This is a genomic window from Pseudoduganella sp. GW821-FHT11H04 (genome assembly GCF_058807935.1).
On the sequence record NZ_JBXARE010000013.1, the window covers coordinates 117,985 to 134,265 of the forward strand.

14 protein-coding genes are annotated in these 16,281 nt (G+C 64.8%); 11 read left to right on the forward strand and 3 right to left on the reverse strand.

Annotation, left to right across the window (positions count from 1 at the left end):
* Nucleotides 1–18 precede the first annotated feature (18 nt).
* The 8 genes from AC1RTP_RS23170 (at nt 19) to AC1RTP_RS23205 (ending at nt 9,428) form a co-directional block, all read left to right on the forward strand.
* Nucleotides 19–2,982 (forward strand): sensor histidine kinase, encoded by a 2,964-nt coding sequence (locus AC1RTP_RS23170; protein WP_498610914.1) that lies wholly within the window; start codon nt 19–21, stop codon nt 2,980–2,982.
* A gap of 123 nt (nt 2,983–3,105) precedes the next feature.
* On the forward strand, nt 3,106–4,071 hold the full coding sequence (locus tag AC1RTP_RS23175; protein WP_498610916.1) for an alpha/beta fold hydrolase: 966 nt from the start codon (nt 3,106–3,108) through the stop codon (nt 4,069–4,071).
* Nucleotides 4,072–4,074: 3 nt separating this feature from the next.
* Nucleotides 4,075–5,520, forward strand: coding sequence for a catalase (locus AC1RTP_RS23180; RefSeq protein WP_498610918.1), 1,446 nt, complete (start codon nt 4,075–4,077; stop codon nt 5,518–5,520).
* A 19-nt stretch (nt 5,521–5,539) separates the two neighbouring features.
* Complete coding sequence (locus AC1RTP_RS23185) at nt 5,540–6,196, forward strand: hydrolase (RefSeq protein ID WP_498610920.1); 657 nt, start codon at nt 5,540–5,542, stop codon at nt 6,194–6,196.
* Nucleotides 6,193–6,450 (forward strand): DUF1427 family protein, encoded by a 258-nt coding sequence (locus tag AC1RTP_RS23190; RefSeq protein WP_498610922.1) that lies wholly within the window; start codon nt 6,193–6,195, stop codon nt 6,448–6,450. The genes AC1RTP_RS23185 and AC1RTP_RS23190 overlap by 4 nt, the downstream gene beginning before the upstream one ends.
* On the forward strand, nt 6,447–8,360 hold the full coding sequence (locus AC1RTP_RS23195) for an amidohydrolase (RefSeq protein ID WP_498610924.1): 1,914 nt from the start codon (nt 6,447–6,449) through the stop codon (nt 8,358–8,360). Before AC1RTP_RS23190 ends, AC1RTP_RS23195 begins: the two co-directional genes overlap by 4 nt.
* Before the next feature lies 1 nt (nt 8,361).
* The gene (locus tag AC1RTP_RS23200) at nt 8,362–8,817 is read left to right on the forward strand and encodes a DoxX family protein (RefSeq protein ID WP_498610926.1); all 456 of its coding nucleotides are present in this window, start codon (nt 8,362–8,364) and stop codon (nt 8,815–8,817) included.
* Nucleotides 8,796–9,428, forward strand: coding sequence for a YoaK family protein (locus tag AC1RTP_RS23205; protein ID WP_498610928.1), 633 nt, complete (start codon nt 8,796–8,798; stop codon nt 9,426–9,428). The genes AC1RTP_RS23200 and AC1RTP_RS23205 overlap by 22 nt, the downstream gene beginning before the upstream one ends.
* On the opposite strand, the gene AC1RTP_RS23210 is transcribed toward AC1RTP_RS23205, so the two are convergent.
* Nucleotides 9,402–10,049, reverse strand: coding sequence for a response regulator (locus tag AC1RTP_RS23210; protein ID WP_498610931.1), 648 nt, complete (start codon nt 10,047–10,049; stop codon nt 9,402–9,404). The genes AC1RTP_RS23205 and AC1RTP_RS23210 overlap by 27 nt on opposite strands.
* A 106-nt stretch (nt 10,050–10,155) precedes the next feature.
* Here AC1RTP_RS23210 and AC1RTP_RS23215 point away from each other — a divergent pair, with 106 nt between their 5' ends.
* Entirely contained in the window at nt 10,156–12,033 is a 1,878-nt protein-coding gene (locus AC1RTP_RS23215; RefSeq protein WP_498610933.1) for a putative bifunctional diguanylate cyclase/phosphodiesterase, read from the forward strand.
* A gap of 4 nt (nt 12,034–12,037) precedes the next feature.
* On the opposite strand, the gene pepN is transcribed toward AC1RTP_RS23215, so the two are convergent.
* Complete coding sequence (gene pepN, locus AC1RTP_RS23220) at nt 12,038–14,692, reverse strand: aminopeptidase N (RefSeq protein WP_498610934.1); 2,655 nt, start codon at nt 14,690–14,692, stop codon at nt 12,038–12,040.
* Between the two features lie 70 nt (nt 14,693–14,762).
* Between pepN and AC1RTP_RS23225 the strand changes: the two genes are divergently transcribed.
* Nucleotides 14,763–15,212 carry a GNAT family N-acetyltransferase gene (locus AC1RTP_RS23225; protein ID WP_498610936.1) on the forward strand — a complete coding sequence of 150 codons (450 nt, stop codon included), beginning with the start codon at nt 14,763–14,765 and terminating at the stop codon, nt 15,210–15,212.
* Complete coding sequence (locus AC1RTP_RS23230; RefSeq protein WP_498610938.1) at nt 15,209–15,529, forward strand: nucleotide pyrophosphohydrolase; 321 nt, start codon at nt 15,209–15,211, stop codon at nt 15,527–15,529. Before AC1RTP_RS23225 ends, AC1RTP_RS23230 begins: the two co-directional genes overlap by 4 nt.
* A gap of 1 nt (nt 15,530) precedes the next feature.
* On the opposite strand, the gene AC1RTP_RS23235 is transcribed toward AC1RTP_RS23230, so the two are convergent.
* Nucleotides 15,531–16,268, reverse strand: coding sequence for a glutathione S-transferase family protein (locus tag AC1RTP_RS23235; RefSeq protein WP_498610940.1), 738 nt, complete (start codon nt 16,266–16,268; stop codon nt 15,531–15,533).
* Nucleotides 16,269–16,281 lie beyond the last annotated feature (13 nt).

The window sequence follows — 16,281 nt, forward strand, 5'->3', positions numbered from 1 at the left end:
CAAAGAACAGGAAAGAGCATGGTTTTACGAGGCCGGGCATGGCTGTTATTGTGCGCTTGGCTGGCCACGGCCGCGCACGGGGCCAATGATGGAGCCGCTGCCGCCAGCGCGGCGCTGCGCCCGGATGGACAAAGCTACGAGCTGCGGCGCTGGACCCAGGCCGACGGCGCGCCGCTGCTGTCGCAGACCGCCACCCAGACCGACGACGGCATGCTGTGGTTCTCGGCCCCTTCCGGGCTGCATAGCTTCGACGGCCTGCACTTTCGCAAGGTAGACAAGGTATATGGGCACGCACTGCCGTCGACCAATATCAGGATGGCTCGCAAGGTGCAGGGCGGGCTGGCCATCAGCTACTACTTCGGCGGCTTAAGTATATTCAAGCCTGGCGCGGTGACGCATTTTGTCGCAGGACGGGACTTCCCGCGCGGATCCGTCAACGACATCGCTATCGACAAGGAGGCGGTGCTCCATATCGCAACCAGCGGCGGCCTGTTCGTCCTGCGCGACGGAAAATGGCAGCCGGAGGGACGGGCCTCGCTGCCAAAAGGCTCGGCGACCTGGGTCTCCATCGACCCATCCGGCCGCGTGTGGGCGAATTTTGGCAATGAGTACTTTGTGCGCCCGCTCGGCAGCGAGGACTTTGTCCACGTGGAGGTGCCGTCTAATGCGCGCATCAGCCAGCGCACGGAAGGCTTGTACGCCAAGCCTGAAGGCAAGGACTTTGCGCTGGTCGACATCGTGCCCACGGTCACGCAAAGCCGCTACGACCACCCCGAGCTGTATAGCATCGCCCCAACGCCCGGACCGCATGGCTCACAATGGGCAACCCGCGCCGATGGCCTGGTGCGGCTGGCGCGGGATGACGACGGAACGCTGCGGCCGGTGGAATTACTCGCCAACGGTAGCGGGCGCGAGGGGATCCTGCGCCCGACCGTTGACCGCGAAGGCAATCTGTGGCTTGCGACACCAAGCGGCGTCGAGCGCCTGCGGCGCCACCGATTCCAGCGCCTGCCGGAGCTGCCCAGCAGCTTTTACTGGCTGGCCCAGCGCGGTTTCGACGACGAACTTTGGTTCGGCTCTGCCCGCGGTCCAATGCTGCGGCTCAAGGCCGACGGCAGCCGGCAAGCGACACCGGTGAAGAGCCTGACGACACTCATGCGCCTGGCCCCGGACCATGTCTGGGTGGGCGGTGACGCTTTATGGGAATTTCGCGGAACGAGCGAGCGGCGCTGGGCGCTGCCGCCAGAGGCCGGGCATACGGGCGAAATCCAGGCGATGGCGGCCGACGGCCCCGGCCACCTGCTGGTCTCGATTGCGCGCAACGGACTGTGGCGCTTTACAGATGGCGAATGGCAGCCGGACCGGCGCCTGCAAGGTTTCTCCGATCCGGTGCCGATTTCCATGCTGACGGACAGCAGCGGCAAGACCTGGCTGGGCCTGACCGGCGGCCGCCTGGCAGAGCTGACGCCAAGCGCAGCAAAGCTGCTGCCGGCCAGCGCCGGCCTGCAAGTGGGCAATGTACTGTGCCTGCTGGACGTCGGCGGCAAACTGCTGGTGGGCGGCGACCTTGGCGCCGCCTGGGTCGAAAATGGCAAGGCCCATGCACTCCGCCCCGAGCGCACCGACAGCTTCCACCACGTCAGCGGCATGGCGATCGACCGCCAGGGCAGCCTTTGGATGCATAGCAACGACGGCCTGCATCGCATCGGCGCCGCGGAGCTGGCGCGCTACTGGAAGGCGCCCGGCCAAGCGCTGGAAGCCGAATTGTTCAATTTTGAAGACGGCATCGGCGGCGTCGCGGCGCCCGGGCGTCCTTTGCCGTCACTGACCGTGGCCAATGATGGGCGGCTGTATTACGCTACCGTTTCCGAGATCGGCTGGATCGATCCTGCACGCATCGAGCGCAATATGCGCCCGCCAACCGTGCTGCTGCAATCGCTGCGCACACAGGAACGGGAATACCTGCCGCTTGATAAGCTGGAGCTGCCCCAGCAGACCACGGCCATTGAACTGGCGTTTACGGCCACTTCGCTGTCGATCCCGGAACGGGTGCGCATGAAGTTCCGCCTTTCCGGCGTGGACCATGACTGGCGCGAAGCAGGCCTGGAGCGGCGGGTGCAATATACCAACCTGGCGCCTGGGCATTACCGCTTCGAGGTCATCGCGGCCAATGAGGACGGCGTCTGGAACAAGGATGGGGCCCAATTCAGCTTCGAGATCCTGCCGGAATTCTGGCAGACCACCTGGTTCCGCATGGCCGCCATCTTTGCGGGCCTGTTTCTGGCCATGCTGCTGTACCGCTGGCGGGTGGCCGTGATCGAGCGCCGCGCCGAACAGTATGCTGCGCTGCGCCTGGACGCCACGTTGCAGGAGCGCGGCCGCATTGCCCGCACCTTGCACGACAATCTGTTGCAGGCCGTGCAGGCATTGCTGCTGCGCTTCCACCTGGTGGAGCAAAAGCTCGGGCAGCAACCGGAGTTGCAGCAAATGGTCGGCAAGGCCCTCGATTACGCCGAATCGGTGGTAGCCATCACGCGCGACGAAGTGATGGAGCTACGCCGCGCGCAAGATGCCGACGAACTGTTCGCAGCGCTGCGCCACGCTGCCACCCAAGCAGCGCCCGACACCGAATTGCGCCTGAGCTTCACCATCGTTGGCCAGCCGCGCCAACTGCGCGCGGATAGCTGTGCCGAACTGGCCAGCGTACTGCGTGAGGCGCTGTTGAACAGCGTGGTCCATGCCGAGGCGCAGCACATCGAGGTGCGCCTGACTTTCCGCGACGATGCGCTGCTGGCGGAAGTGCGTGACGACGGCATCGGCCTCGACCCGGCAGTGGCGCAGCATGGCAAGAACGGGCACTTCGGCATTACCGGCATGCGCGAGCGCATCGCGCAGCTGGGCGGGCAATTCGACATCGCAGCGGGACGCCCGGGCGGCGTCACGGTGCAGCTGGCGATCCCGGCGCAGCAAGCCTACGCTTGAACTTCCGGCGCCGCCTCCCCCAAAAGAGGTAGGCGGCGCGCCCCCGGATGGGCGATTTGCTGCGGCGCGGCATTGGCTATTCTTCTTGTGACTACAACCACACAAGAAAGAAAGGTCCACTCCATGCCATCCCCTATCAGCAACCGCCGCCGCAACGTCCTGCTGGGCGCTGCCACCGCCGCTGTCGCCGCCGGCGCCTCCTTCTCCGCTTCCGCCGCTGCACCTGCCGCCAAGGGCAGCGCCGCTGCAGGCCGCACTTCCGGCACCTTCACCACTCGCGACGGCGTGGAAATCTATTACAAGGACTGGGGGCCGCGCAACGGCCCGGTAGTGGTGTTCAGCCACGGCTGGCCGCTGAATTCGGACAGCTGGGAATCGCAGATGCTGTTCCTGGCCGACCACGGCTTCCGCACCATCGCCCATGACCGCCGCGGCCATGGCCGTTCCAGCCAACCTTGGGACGGCAACGATATGGACCACTACGCCGACGACCTGGCGCAGCTGCTGGACCTGCTGGACGTGAAGAACGCCGCGCTGTTCGGCTTTTCCACCGGCGGCGGCGAAGTGGCCCGCTACCTGTCCCGCCACGGCGCCAAGCGCATCGCCAAGGCTGGCCTGATTTCCGCCGTGCCGCCATTGATGCTGAAAACAGCGAACAATCCAGGCGGCCTGCCGATCGAAGTATTCGACGGCATCCGCGCCGGCTCGCTGAAGGACCGCTCGCAGCTCTACCTGGATATTGCTTCCGGCCCGTTCTTCAACTTCAACCGCCCAGGCGCCAAGCCATCGCAAGGCATGATCAACGCCTGGTGGATGCAGGGCATGATGGCCGGTCACAAGAACACCTACGACTGCATCAAGGCTTTCTCGGAAACCGATTTCACTGCCGACCTGAAAAAGATCGAGATCCCGATGCTGGTGCTGCACGGCGACGACGACCAGATCGTGCCGATCGACGCCGCTGCCAAGGCCGCTGCCAAGCTGCTGAAGAACGCCAAGCTGGTGGTGTACCCGGGCGCGCCGCACGGCCTGACCGACACCCACAAGGACAAGCTGAACGCCGACCTGCTGGCCTTCATCAAGGGCTAAACCATGGATCGCAAACTGACTACCGCAGCCGGCGCGCCGGTTGCGGACAACCAGAACGTGGAAACGGCGGGGCCACGCGGCCCCATGCTGTTGCAGGACGTGTGGCACCTGGAAAAGCTGGCTCACTTCCACCGCGAAGTCATCCCTGAGCGCCGCATGCACGCCAAGGGTTCCGGCGCCTTCGGTACATTCACGGTGACGCACGATGTCACGCGCTTTACCAAGGCTGCGCTGTTTGGCGCCGTCGGCAAGAAAACCGAGGTGTTCGCTCGCTTCTCCACTGTGGCAGGCGAGCGCGGTGCGGCGGATGCGGAACGCGATATCCGCGGCTTCGCGCTCAAGTTCTACACCGAGCAAGGCAACTGGGACGTGGTGGGCAACAACACCCCGGTATTCTTCATGCGCGATCCGCTGAAGTTCCCGGACCTTAACCACGCCGTCAAGCGCGATCCGCGCAGCAACCTGCGCAGCGCGGAAAACAATTGGGACTACTGGACCCTGCTGCCGGAAGCCCTGCACCAGGTGACCATCGTCATGAGCGAGCGCGGCATCCCGGCCTCCTACCGCCATATGCACGGTTTCGGCAGCCACACCTTCAGCTTCATCAACGCCGCGGGCGAGCGTCACTGGGTCAAGTTCCACTTCACCACCCAGCAAGGCATTGTCAACCTGAGCGATGACGAGTCGGCGGCGCTGATCGCCAGGGACCGCGAATCCTCGCAGCGCGACCTGTTCGAAGCGATTGAGCGCGGCGAGTACCCGCGCTGGACGCTGAAAGTGCAGCTGATGACAGAGCAGCAGGCCGCGCTAGCCGCCTTCAACCCCTTCGACCTGACCAAGGTCTGGCCGCACAAGGACTTCCCGCTGCATGAAGTAGGTGTGCTGGAATTGAACCGCAATCCGGACAATTACCACGCCGACGTCGAACAGGCCGCCTTCACTCCAGCCAATGTGGTGCCGGGCATCGGCTTCTCGCCCGACCGCATGCTGCAATCGCGCCTGTTCGCTTATGGCGACGCACAGCGCTACCGCCTGGGCGTCAACCACCATGCAATCCCGGTCAACGCGCCGCGCTGCCCGTTCCACAGCTACCACCGCGACGGCGCCATGCGCGTCGACGGCAACCAGGGCGGCACCATCGGCTACGAGCCGAACTCCAAAGGCGAATGGCAGCAACAAGCTGCCTACGCCGAGCCGCCGCTGGCGCTGGAAGGCGCCGCCGCGCGCTGGAACCACCGCGCCGACGACGACTATTACAGCCAGCCGCGCGCCCTGTTCCGCCTGATGGACGCGCAGCAGCGCCAGGCCCTGTTCGACAACACCGCGCGTTCGCTGGCCGGCGTGCCGCTGCCCATCCAGCAGCGCCACATCGAAAACTGCAACAAGGCAGACGAAGCTTACGGCGCCGGCGTTTCCGCCGCACTCGATAAATTACGACCAATTTGGTAAATCCACGAAAGGAATACAAATGACCATTACCGCTAAAGCCACCCCGGGTTCCCTGCTGCTGACGCCGCGCGACCACACCCTGATCATGATCGACCACCAGTCGCAGATGGCCTTCGCCACCCACTCGATCGACGCGGTCACGCTGCGCAGCAACGCCGCCCTGGTGGCGCATGCCGCAGCCGGCTTCGACGTGTCGACCATCGTCACCAGCGTGGCCGAGAAGAGCTTCTCCGGCCCGGTATTTGATGAAGTCAAGGACGCCTTCCCTGGCGCAGAAGTGACCGACCGCACCTCGATGAACACCTGGGAAGACGAAAACGTGATCCGCCGCGTCAACGCCATCGGCAAGAAGCGCATCGTACTGGCCGGCCTGTGGACTTCCGTCTGCATCGTGGGTCCGGCGCTGTCCGCACTGGACCAGGGCTTCGAGGTTTACGTGATTGCCGATGCCTGCGGCGACGTCTCAACCGAGGCGCACGAACGCGCCATGGAGCGCATGGTGCAAGCCGGCGCGCGTCCAATGACCTCGCTGCAGTACCTGCTGGAACTGCAACGCGACTGGGCGCGCGGCGATACTTATGAACTGACCACCGGCATCGCCAAAAAATTCGGCGGCGCCTACGGTTTGGGTATCATTTACGCACAGACCATGTTCCACGCCAAGGAAGGCCAGTGAAGATTTATCTTCTCTCGCTGGGTGCCGGCCTGCTGGCCGGCATCCTGTACGGCGTGCTGAACGTGCGCTCGCCGGCGCCGCCCGTGGTGGCGCTGGTGGGGCTGCTCGGCATCCTGCTGGGAGAACAGGTGCCGCCGCTGGTTCGCCAGTGGCTGGCGCCGAAGGAACAGCAGGTATCCTGGCTGCATGAGCAGGTCAAGCCGCATTGTTTCGGCGAACTGCCATGCGCCGGTAAAAAGGAGGACAAGCTATGACTGCTGCACCGGAGCTGATACTCCATAACGGCCGCTTTACGACGCTGGACAAGAGCCAGCCCGAGGCCGATGCGGTCGCCGTCACCGGCGGCCGTTTTTCCCACGTAGGCGAGGCGCGCGAAATCCTGCCGCTGGCGGGGCCGCAAACCCGCGTCATCGACCTGCAAGGCCGGCGCGTGCTGCCCGGCCTGATCGACAACCACCTGCACCTTATCCGCGGCGGCCTGAACTTCAATATGGAATTGCGCTGGGACGGCGTGCGCTCCCTGGCCGACGCCATGGCCATGCTGCGCGCCCAGGTGGCGATTACCCCGGCGCCGCAGTGGGTACGCGTGGTGGGCGGCTTCACCGAACACCAGTTCGTGGAAAAGCGCCTGCCGACCATCGAGGAATTGAATGCCGTGGCGCCCGATACGCCGGTCTTCATCCTGCACCTGTACGACCGCGCACTGTTGAACGGCGCAGCGCTGCGCGCCGTGGGCTACGACCGCGACACGCCGGAGCCGCCGGGCGGCCAGATTCTGCGCGACAGCGCGGGCAATCCGACCGGCCTGCTGCTGGCGAAGCCGAATGCGTCGATCCTGTACGCCACGCTGGCAAAAGGGCCGAAACTGCCGCCGGAATACCAGCTCAACTCCACCCGCCATTTCATGCGCGAACTGAATCGCCTGGGCGTGACGGGTGCGCTGGATGCGGGCGGCGGCAACCAGAATTATCCCGAAGACTACCAGGTGATCCAGCAACTGGCCGATGCCGGCGAGCTCACGATCCGCCTGGCATACAACCTGTTCACGCAGAAGCCGAAGCAGGAAAAGGACGACTTCCTGAACTGGGCGGCGAACAGCAAGTACCAGCAAGGCGACGACTACTTCCGCCACAATGGCGCGGGCGAGATGCTGACCTTCTCGGCGGCGGACTTCGAAGACTTCCGCCAGCCGCGCCCCGACATGCCGGCCAATATGGAAGACGACCTGGAAGGCGTGATCCGCATCCTGGCGCAGAACCGCTGGCCGTGGCGCATGCACGCCACTTACGACGAAACCATCTCGCGCGCGCTGGACGTTTTCGAGAAGGTCAACCGGGAGATTCCGCTCGGGGGGCTGCACTGGTTCTTCGACCACGCGGAAACCATTTCGCCGAAATCCATCGACCGCATTGCAGCGCTGGGGGGCGGCGTGGCGGTGCAGCACCGCATGGCCTACCAGGGCGAGTATTTCGTCGAGCGCTACGGTGCGGCAGCGGCGGAAGCGACGCCGCCGGTGAAATACCTGCTCGAATCGGGCGTCAAGGTGTCGGCCGGCACGGACGCCACGCGCGTGGCATCGTATAACCCGTGGGTATCGCTGTCCTGGCTGACCACCGGGCGGACGGTGGGCGGCATGCGGCTCTACCCGCAGCGCAACCTGCTGGACCGCGAAGCGGCCCTGCGCATGTGGACCGAAAATGTCACCTGGTTCTCCAACGAGGAAGGCAAGAAGGGACGCATCGCCGTCGGCCAGCTGGCCGACGTGATGGTGCCGGACCGGGACTTCCTGCGCTGTCCTGAGGACGAAATCGCAGACACCACTTCGCTGCTGACCGTGGTCGGCGGCAAGGTGGTGTACGGCGCCGGTCCATTCAGCGCCTTTGATCCGCCGACGCCTCCCGCAATGCCGGACTGGTCGCCAGTGCGCCAGTATGGCGGCTATGGCGCCTGGGGCACGATGCCGGGCGCCACGGCGCGCGGCGCCCAGGGCGGAAATGCGGGGCACGCGCGGACGGCCGCGATGGCTGCAGCGGCGGCATGCGGCTGCTCCAGCCAATGCGGCATGCACGGCCACCAGCACGCCACGGCCTGGACGCGCTCCTTGCCGATCGCGGACCTGAAGTCGTTCTGGGGCGCGCTGGGCTGCTCCTGCTGGGCGGTGTGACATGGCGCCGCACACCCCGGGCGCTGCGCGCCTGCGTACCAGCCGCGCCAGCGCCGGCATCCACGTCCTGCGCTGGTTGGCACTCCTCCTGCTTTGCGCGGCCTACCTGCAGGGCGGCTTGAACAAGCTGCTGGATTTCGGCAGCGCGGTCGGCGAAATGCAACACTTCGGGCTGCGGCCGGCGGCGCCGCTGGCAGCTGCCGTCATCGCCTTCGAGCTGGGTGCGGCAGGCATGGTGCTGACGGGCCGCCTGCGCTGGCTGGGCGCGGTCTGGCTGGCCCTGTTCACAGTGGCGGCCAGTTTCGTCGCCAATCGCTATTGGGAGTTGGCCGGCATGGAGCGCTTCATGGCCGCCAACAACTTCTATGAGCACCTGGGCCTGGCCGGAGGCTTCCTGCTGGTGGCCTGGGACGACCTGGCGAGAAAGGGGGGAGCATGGCGCGCGGCGCAAACCTGAGCTTCCTGGCCGGCTATGTCGACACGCTGGGTTTCGTCGCCCTGCACGGGCTGTTCACCGCCCACGTCACGGGCAACTTCGTGCTGCTCGGGCGCGAGCTGGTGGCTCCCGGCAACGACGTGCTATTGAAGCTGCTGGCCTTCCCGGCTTTCGTGGCCGGGGTGGTGACGGTGCGCGCCCTGGTGCGCCGCCGCCAACGCGCCGGAGACGACGCGCTGCGTTCGGCCCACCTGCTGCAGGCAGCTCTCATGCTGGCGGCAGCAGCGGTGGCGCGCTGGGACATGGCAGCCGGCCTGCTGTGCGCTGCCGCCATGGGCGCACAGAACGGCTATGGCAAGCTGCTGCTGGCCAAACTGCCTGCCAGCACCGTCATGACCGGCAATGTCACGCAACTGGTGATCGATTGCCTGGACCGGGCGGGCGGCGCCGAACGGCCCGCGCTGGCGGCGCTGGGCGGCGGCATCCTGGGCTTTGCCGCAGGCTGCGTGGCCGGTGCGCTGGCTTCGCGCTGGGGCATGGCGATCGGACTGCTGCCGGCCGTGGCACTGCTGCTGGCGATGGCGGTCCTGTCCGGGAGCGAGGCTTTACAGCGCGATAATGCCGCGCTTTAAAGCAATGGTGACGGCGTGCGTGCGGTCATTGGCATCGAGCTTGGACAGGATGCTGCGCATATGCGCCTTCACTGTTTCTTCCGAAATGGCCAGATGGCCGGCGATGCGCTTGTTGGCATTGCCGGCTGCCGCGCAACGCAGCACCTCCACTTCGCGCTCGCTGAGCAAGGAAGCACCAAGGTGGCTGGCCAGCTGCTGCGCGATCTCCGGCGAAATGTAGCGCTGGCCCTCGTGCACGGCACGGATCATCTGCACCAGCTCCTTGCGCAAGCTGCTCTTTAGCAGGAAACCGCTGGCGCCCGCCTCCAGCGCGCGCCTTACCTGGGCGTCGCCGCCGAAAGTGGTCAGCATCACGACACGGGCGGCCGGGAACTGGGCGCGGATCGCCTGCAGCGCCTCGATCCCGCACATGCCGGGCATGGCCAGGTCCATGATGGTCACGTCAGGGCGGCTGGCGGCCCAGGCGGCCACCGCCTGGTGGCCGTCTCCCGCCTCGGCCACCACCCGCATATCCCCCTGGCCGGCGATGGCATCCGCCAGGCCGGCCCGCAGCAAGGGATGGTCGTCCACCAGCAGCACCTTGATTGGTGCGGCCGACGGCGGGAAATCGATGATACTCAACAATTTACTCCTGTAAGGCTTGTATTTCGCGCAAATTTTACCAAGAGTGACACTACTTGGGTTTGCGCGTACCATCATTCGTACTTGCGAGATGGAGAATACCTGCATGGCAGCCCCTGACCAGATCACGCATTGGCGCGAAAAGATCTTTGCGCGCCTGGTGCAGGTCGTCCTGATCCTGGGCTTGGCCACTGCCATCCCCAGCATGGTGCAGTCGGCGCGCGAAGGCCTGTGGGGCGTGATCGTGGTGGATGCCATCGCGCTGACCTGGCTGACTGCCCTGTGGCGCCTGCAAAACGTCGTGTCCTTCACCACGCGCGCCATGCAATTCCTGCTGATTGCGTTCGCGGTAGGCGTGGCGTTAATGCTGCAAGTCGGCCCCGTCGCACATACCTACCTGCTGGTCGTTCCCTGCCTGGCGGCCCTGCTGGTCGGACTGAAGCAGGCCATCTGGCTGCTGGTGGCCGGCGCTGTGGCCATCGTGCTGACCGGCTTCGCACCGCCGCCCGACCCGGCCGCCATGGGCCTGTCCGAGGACGATGCAACGCGCGCCGCCATCGTCGCGCTCAACTACCTTTTCATCGCAGGCATCCTGACCTTCAGCTGCGGCGTTCTGCTGCGCCATCTTGCGCGCTCACTGGCCGAAGGAGAACAATTGGCCTTCTACGATCCGCTGACCGGTTTGCCCAATCGCCGCCTGCTGCTGGACCGCCTGGCCGGCCTTTTGGCCAGTTCCGAGCGCCAGCAAATATTCAGCGCCGTCATGTTCGTTGACCTGGACCGCTTCAAGACCATCAACGATGCACGCGGCCATGCCACAGGCGACCATTTGCTGCGCATGGCGGCGCAGCGCCTGTCTGAGCTGGTGCGCAAGAGCGATACCGTGGCGCGCATCGGCGGCGATGAATTCGTGGTGCTGCTGTCGCACCTGGGCCCGGAGCTGGCGGCCGCCGGCAATGCTGCGCAGGCAGTGGCGGAGAAGATCCGCGCCACGCTGGCACAGGAATTCGAGATCGGCGGCCAGGGCTACGGCTGTTCGGCCAGCATAGGCGTGACGCTGCTGCCCAAGTTCGGCCAGAGCGCCGACGACTTGCTGCGCGAGGCCGATACCGCGATGTACCGCGCCAAGGCGGCAGGCCGCAACGGCATCGCCTTCTTTGAAGCAGCCATGCAGGCCGAGGTCGAACGGCGCCTGACGCTGGAGCGCGAGCTGGCGCAGGCCATCGATCAGGAACGGCTGATGATGGTCTACCAGCCGCAGTTCGACTGCCATGGCCGGCTGCACGGCGCGGAGCTCCTGATGCGCTGGGAACGCGACGACGGCAGCATGGTGGCGCCGGCCATATTCATCCCGCTGGCGGAAGATGCGGGCCTGATCCTGCCGCTTGGCCTGTGGGCGCTGCGCCAGGCCTGCTTGGCGCAGCAGCGCATGGCGGCGCTCGGGCTCTCGCTGCCCTTGTCGGTCAACGTCAGCCCGCAGCAATTCCGCCAGGCCGACTTTGTGCAGCAGGTGCGCGGCATCCTGCAGGAGCATGGCGTGGAGCCGGCGCTGCTGATCCTGGAAGTGACGGAAGGCCTGCTGGTGGAGAAGATGGAAGAAACCGTGGCGCGCATGAACGAACTGGCCGCGCTGGGCGTGCGTTTTTCGATCGACGATTTCGGCACCGGCTATTCCAGCCTGGCCTATCTGAAACGCATGCCGCTGTATGAACTGAAAATCGACCGCAGCTTCATCATGGACATGCCGGACGATGCGAGCGACGTGGTGATCGTGCAAACCATCCTGGCCATGGCCGGACAAATGGGCTTGCGCGTGGTGGCGGAAGGGGTGGAAACGCAGGCCCAGGCGGATTTCCTGGCAGCCCACGGTTGCCATGCCTTGCAAGGCTACCTGCTGGGACGCCCGGCGCCGTTGCCGGCGCTGCTGGACCTGCTGGTGGCGCAGGCGGCCCTGAAGCCGCACAGCGCCACCCGTACTACTTAGCTGCTTAGCTGAACGGAACGGTCAGCGCCTTGCGGATAGCGACGCAGCGCTCGTCTTCCTGATGCGCCACCAGCAGTGCGCGGCGGGTACCCGCGCTCAGGTTTGGATTGGCGGCCGCGGCATCGGCCAGGCGCTGCACGCTGGCTGCGGTGCAGGTGGCTGGAATCATGGCGCCGGCGTAGTCACGCATGAAGACCGGACCAGCCGACTTGTCCAGCACCGGCAGCTGCGCCAGGCGGTCGGCGGCGCTTTGCTCGTTCAGCGCGACCTGGGTCGACGGGTACAGGCTGTGCATCGCGGTACGGATACGCGAGAACGGCAGCTTGGTCTGCTGGTCGCCGATCTTGGCCAGCCATTCCTGCTTCACCTTTGCGTCCGGACGGGCGACTTGCGCTGCCACGGCTGCGAGTTGGCCGCTGTCGGACTTGTCCTTAGCCTGTTCTGCAGCGATGCGCGCCTCCGCGCCTGGCGCCGCATAGCGGTTCAGGATGGAGATGATGTCCCAACGCAGTTCCTGGCTCAGGGTCAAGCCTTTGACCTGGGTGCGGCCTTCCAGGATGGCGGTCAGGCGGTCCAGAGTTTCCTTGTTGCCGGCAGCGGCCATATAGGCGTCGAACCAGCGGCGCAGGAAGTCACCCGTAGTGGCGTTGACGCGCGCCCAGGCCATCTTGCCGATACGGTCCGCGGTGTCGCGGGTGTACTTGGCGTCGGCCGACATGGTGCGCAGGTAGCGCAGCGCGCCCTGGGTCTTGCCCAGTACATCGCCCAGCAGGACGTAGTCGTTTTCAGCGGCGGCGTTGGCCAGCACGGTGTCGAGGAACTCGTTCAGCGGCAGGTCGCCATCGCGCACGTTGTCCCACATGCTGTGCCACAGCATGGTGCGCAGCAGCTTATCCTCCACCTTGCTGATGTCCTTGCGCGCGGTAGCGGCCGAGCGTGCATCGAGCTTGGCTTTCACGAAGCCCCAGTCCTGGTAGTTCGGGTAGACCAGGTCCGGGCAGGCGGCGCCCTTCAGTTCAGCCACTTCGGTGCTGGTGCCCTTGTAGGTCACCGCCAGCACCTTGGCCACGTTCAGCTGCTTGCCTTTCTTCTGCATCAGGGCCAGCTGCACGCGCTGCTCGCGCAGGGTCGGGAATTGCGCAACCGCGGACTGCTGCAAGCTGAAAGAATCGATCTTGCCGCCCTTGCAGCTGTAGTTGGCGGTGATGGTGTTCACGCCCGGCTGGTACAGCCAGTCCTGGGTCCACTGGCCCAGGTCGCGGCCAGCCGCTTCGGCCAGGCTGCCGATGAAGTCATCCAGCTTGGCGTTCTTGAACTGATACTTGACCAGGTAGTTGTGCACGCCCTTGCGGAAAGTGTCTTCGCCCAGCAGGTGGCGCAGCTGCTTCAGGGTGGAGGCGCCCTTCGAATACGTGATGGCGTCGATATTGTCGAAGGCGTTGGCGGTCGACGGCACCGGGGTTTCGATCGGGTGGGTGGTCACACGCTGGTCTTGCACGTAGGCGCCCGATTTGCCCTGCGAGTAGAAGTACTGCCAGGCCGAGTCCTTGAATTCAGTAGCTTCGGCGGTGGCCAGGGTGCCCATGAAGGAAGCGAAACTCTCGTTCAGCCACAGGCCGTTCCACCATTGCATGGTGACCAGGTCACCGAACCACTGGTGCGCCATTTCGTGCATGATCACGCTGGCCAGTTCGTGCTTTTCGGCGCCGCTCATTTTTTCCTTATGCAGGAAGGAGTGCTCGGCGAAGGTCACCGCGCCGGCATTTTCCATCGCGCCGTACAGGAAGTCCGGCACCAGCAGCTGGTCGTATTTGCCGTACTGGTAAGGCACGCCGAAATATTCGTCGAACCAGGCCAGGCCCTGTGCGGTGTATTTGAACCATTCTGCGGCGTCGATCTGGTCGGCCACGGACTGGCGTGCAAAGACGCGCATCGGGTATTTGGAGGACTTGGTATCTTCCCATACCTTGTACGGGCCGGCGTGCATCGAGAAGTTATATGGGCTCAGGATCTTGGAGGCCGGGAAGGTCCAGCGCTTTGCGTCGCCGGCTGCTTCCACCTTCGTCTCGCGCGTGGTGGATACCACGGTCCAGTCGGCCGGCGCCGTCACGTTGACCTGGTAGGTGGCCTTCAGGTCCGGCTGGTCGAACAGCGCGAACATCTGGTGCGCGGCGGCAGGCTCGAAGTGGGAATAGGTGTAGACGCGGCCATCGACCGGGTCGACCATGCGGTGCAGTCCCTCGCCATTGGTGCTGTGCTTGCGCTCGAATTCAACGGTTACCGTGTTGCGGCCAGCCTGCAGGTCGGCGGCGGCCAGGGTGATGAACCAGTTGTTATATTGCGGTGCAGTGATTGCCTTGCCGTTCACCACCAGGCGCTTGACGGTGGCCTTGTCCAGGTCCAGGGTCAAGGGCTGCGCGTTGTCTTTTAGCTCGAAGCTGACCGTAGTGGCGTTGCTGAAGGTCTCTTTGCCAGTCAGCGTGAAATCCAGCACGTAAGCGACGTTGGATACGCGCGCCGAACGGGCGGCGGCATCGGTCTGGCTCAGGTAAGGGTTTTCCGCGCGTGGGGTAAAGGCGCTGCTATCTGCTGCGATGCCGCTGGTAGCGACGAGTGCACTGACTGCCAGTGTAATGGCATGAGGAACTAGCGATTTCATGGTTATCCTTATTTCTGTCTCACCCCTGACCGGCCCCGGTCAGGTGGCGCTGGGATGATACCATTGGACGATGGACATCAAACTCGAATCCCCCGACCAGCGCGAAGTCGTGGCCCTGATCGACCAGCTGGATGCCTACCAGCTGTCGCTATACCCTCCGGAATGCGTGTACGCGCTCGACATGAATTCGCTTTTGCAGCCCAACGTGCTGTTTGCCGTGGCGCGCAATGCCGATGGCATGGCGGTGGGTTGCGGCGCCATGGTGGTGACGCCGGAGTTCGGCGAAGTGAAGCGCATGTTCGTGCAGCCCGCGGCGCGCGGCCAGGGCGTAGCACAGCGCCTGCTTGGCATGCTTGAGACGGAAGCGCTGGCGCGCGGCTGCCGCCAGTTCATGCTGGAGACCGGCCCGTCGCAGCCGGAAGCCATCGGCCTGTACCAGCGCCTGGGCTACCGCGTGCGCGGACCTTACGGCGGTTATCCCGACGATCCCCTCAGCGTGTTCATGGAGAAGGCGGCATGATGGATTCGCTGACCGACCTGCGCGAGCGCACGCGCGCCTTCGCGGCCGCGCGCGACTGGGAGCAGTACCACACGCCGAAGAACCTGGCGATGGCGCTGTCGGTGGAAGTAGCCGAACTGGCCGAGCATTTCCAGTGGCTGCAGACGGGCCGCGAAAGCGAGCTGGCGCAAGGGCAGCATGATGCGATCCGCCACGAGCTGGCCGACGTGCTCCTTTACCTGGTGCAGATCGCCGACAAGCTCGATGTTGACCTGCATGCAGCGGCGCTGGAAAAGATCCAGCTCAATGCGATCAAATATCCGCCGCCGAAGGCGTGACTCATTTTTGCCAGTAGCGGTCCCAGATGCGGTCGTGGTAGGCGACCAGTGCAGGCTGGCTCATGACGTAGTCGTGTATCGGGCTGGCAAAGGGATGGCGGATCTCCGCGTGCAGGAAGCCAAACGCGGTCGCATCGACCAGGTTGGGTTCCTCGCCTAGCAGGAAGGGCTTGTCACCCAGGATTTCCTTGACCGACTTCCACACTTCTATGCCCATGGCGTAGATATCTTCGAGCTTATGGCGGCCGGTGCCCTGCTGCCAGGCCATGCGGCGGTACTTCATTTGCACGAAGGGGAAAATCAGGGGCGCGAACGTCTTCAGGAAGGGCTTTTGCCATTCGGGCGTACTGCGTTTCGCGTAATCGAGCAGCAGCGGCTTGTAGGCGTTGAAGTTGGCATCCACGGCGTAGCGGATATGCAGCAGCACGAAGTACAGGTGCTGCTCGAACAAGGCCCGCAAGGCGCAGGATTGCGCTCGCTCGCTTGCGGAGAGGTTCTCGTCGGAAATCGACTGCGGGTGGAGATACTGCAGGTGCTGGATGATGAGGGTGGAGTCGGGAACCAGTCTGCCGGCAATCATGGCCACGGGAAGCTTCTGGTGGGGCATGGCCTGGTTGGCGCCCGTACGGGTCTCGTACGGTATGCCCGACATGCGCAGCCAGGTTTCCAGCTTGATCACGAAGGGACTGATATCCGGCGAGACCTGAGGGTCTGGATAGCCGAATTTGTAGATAATCATGGTGTTTTCATTG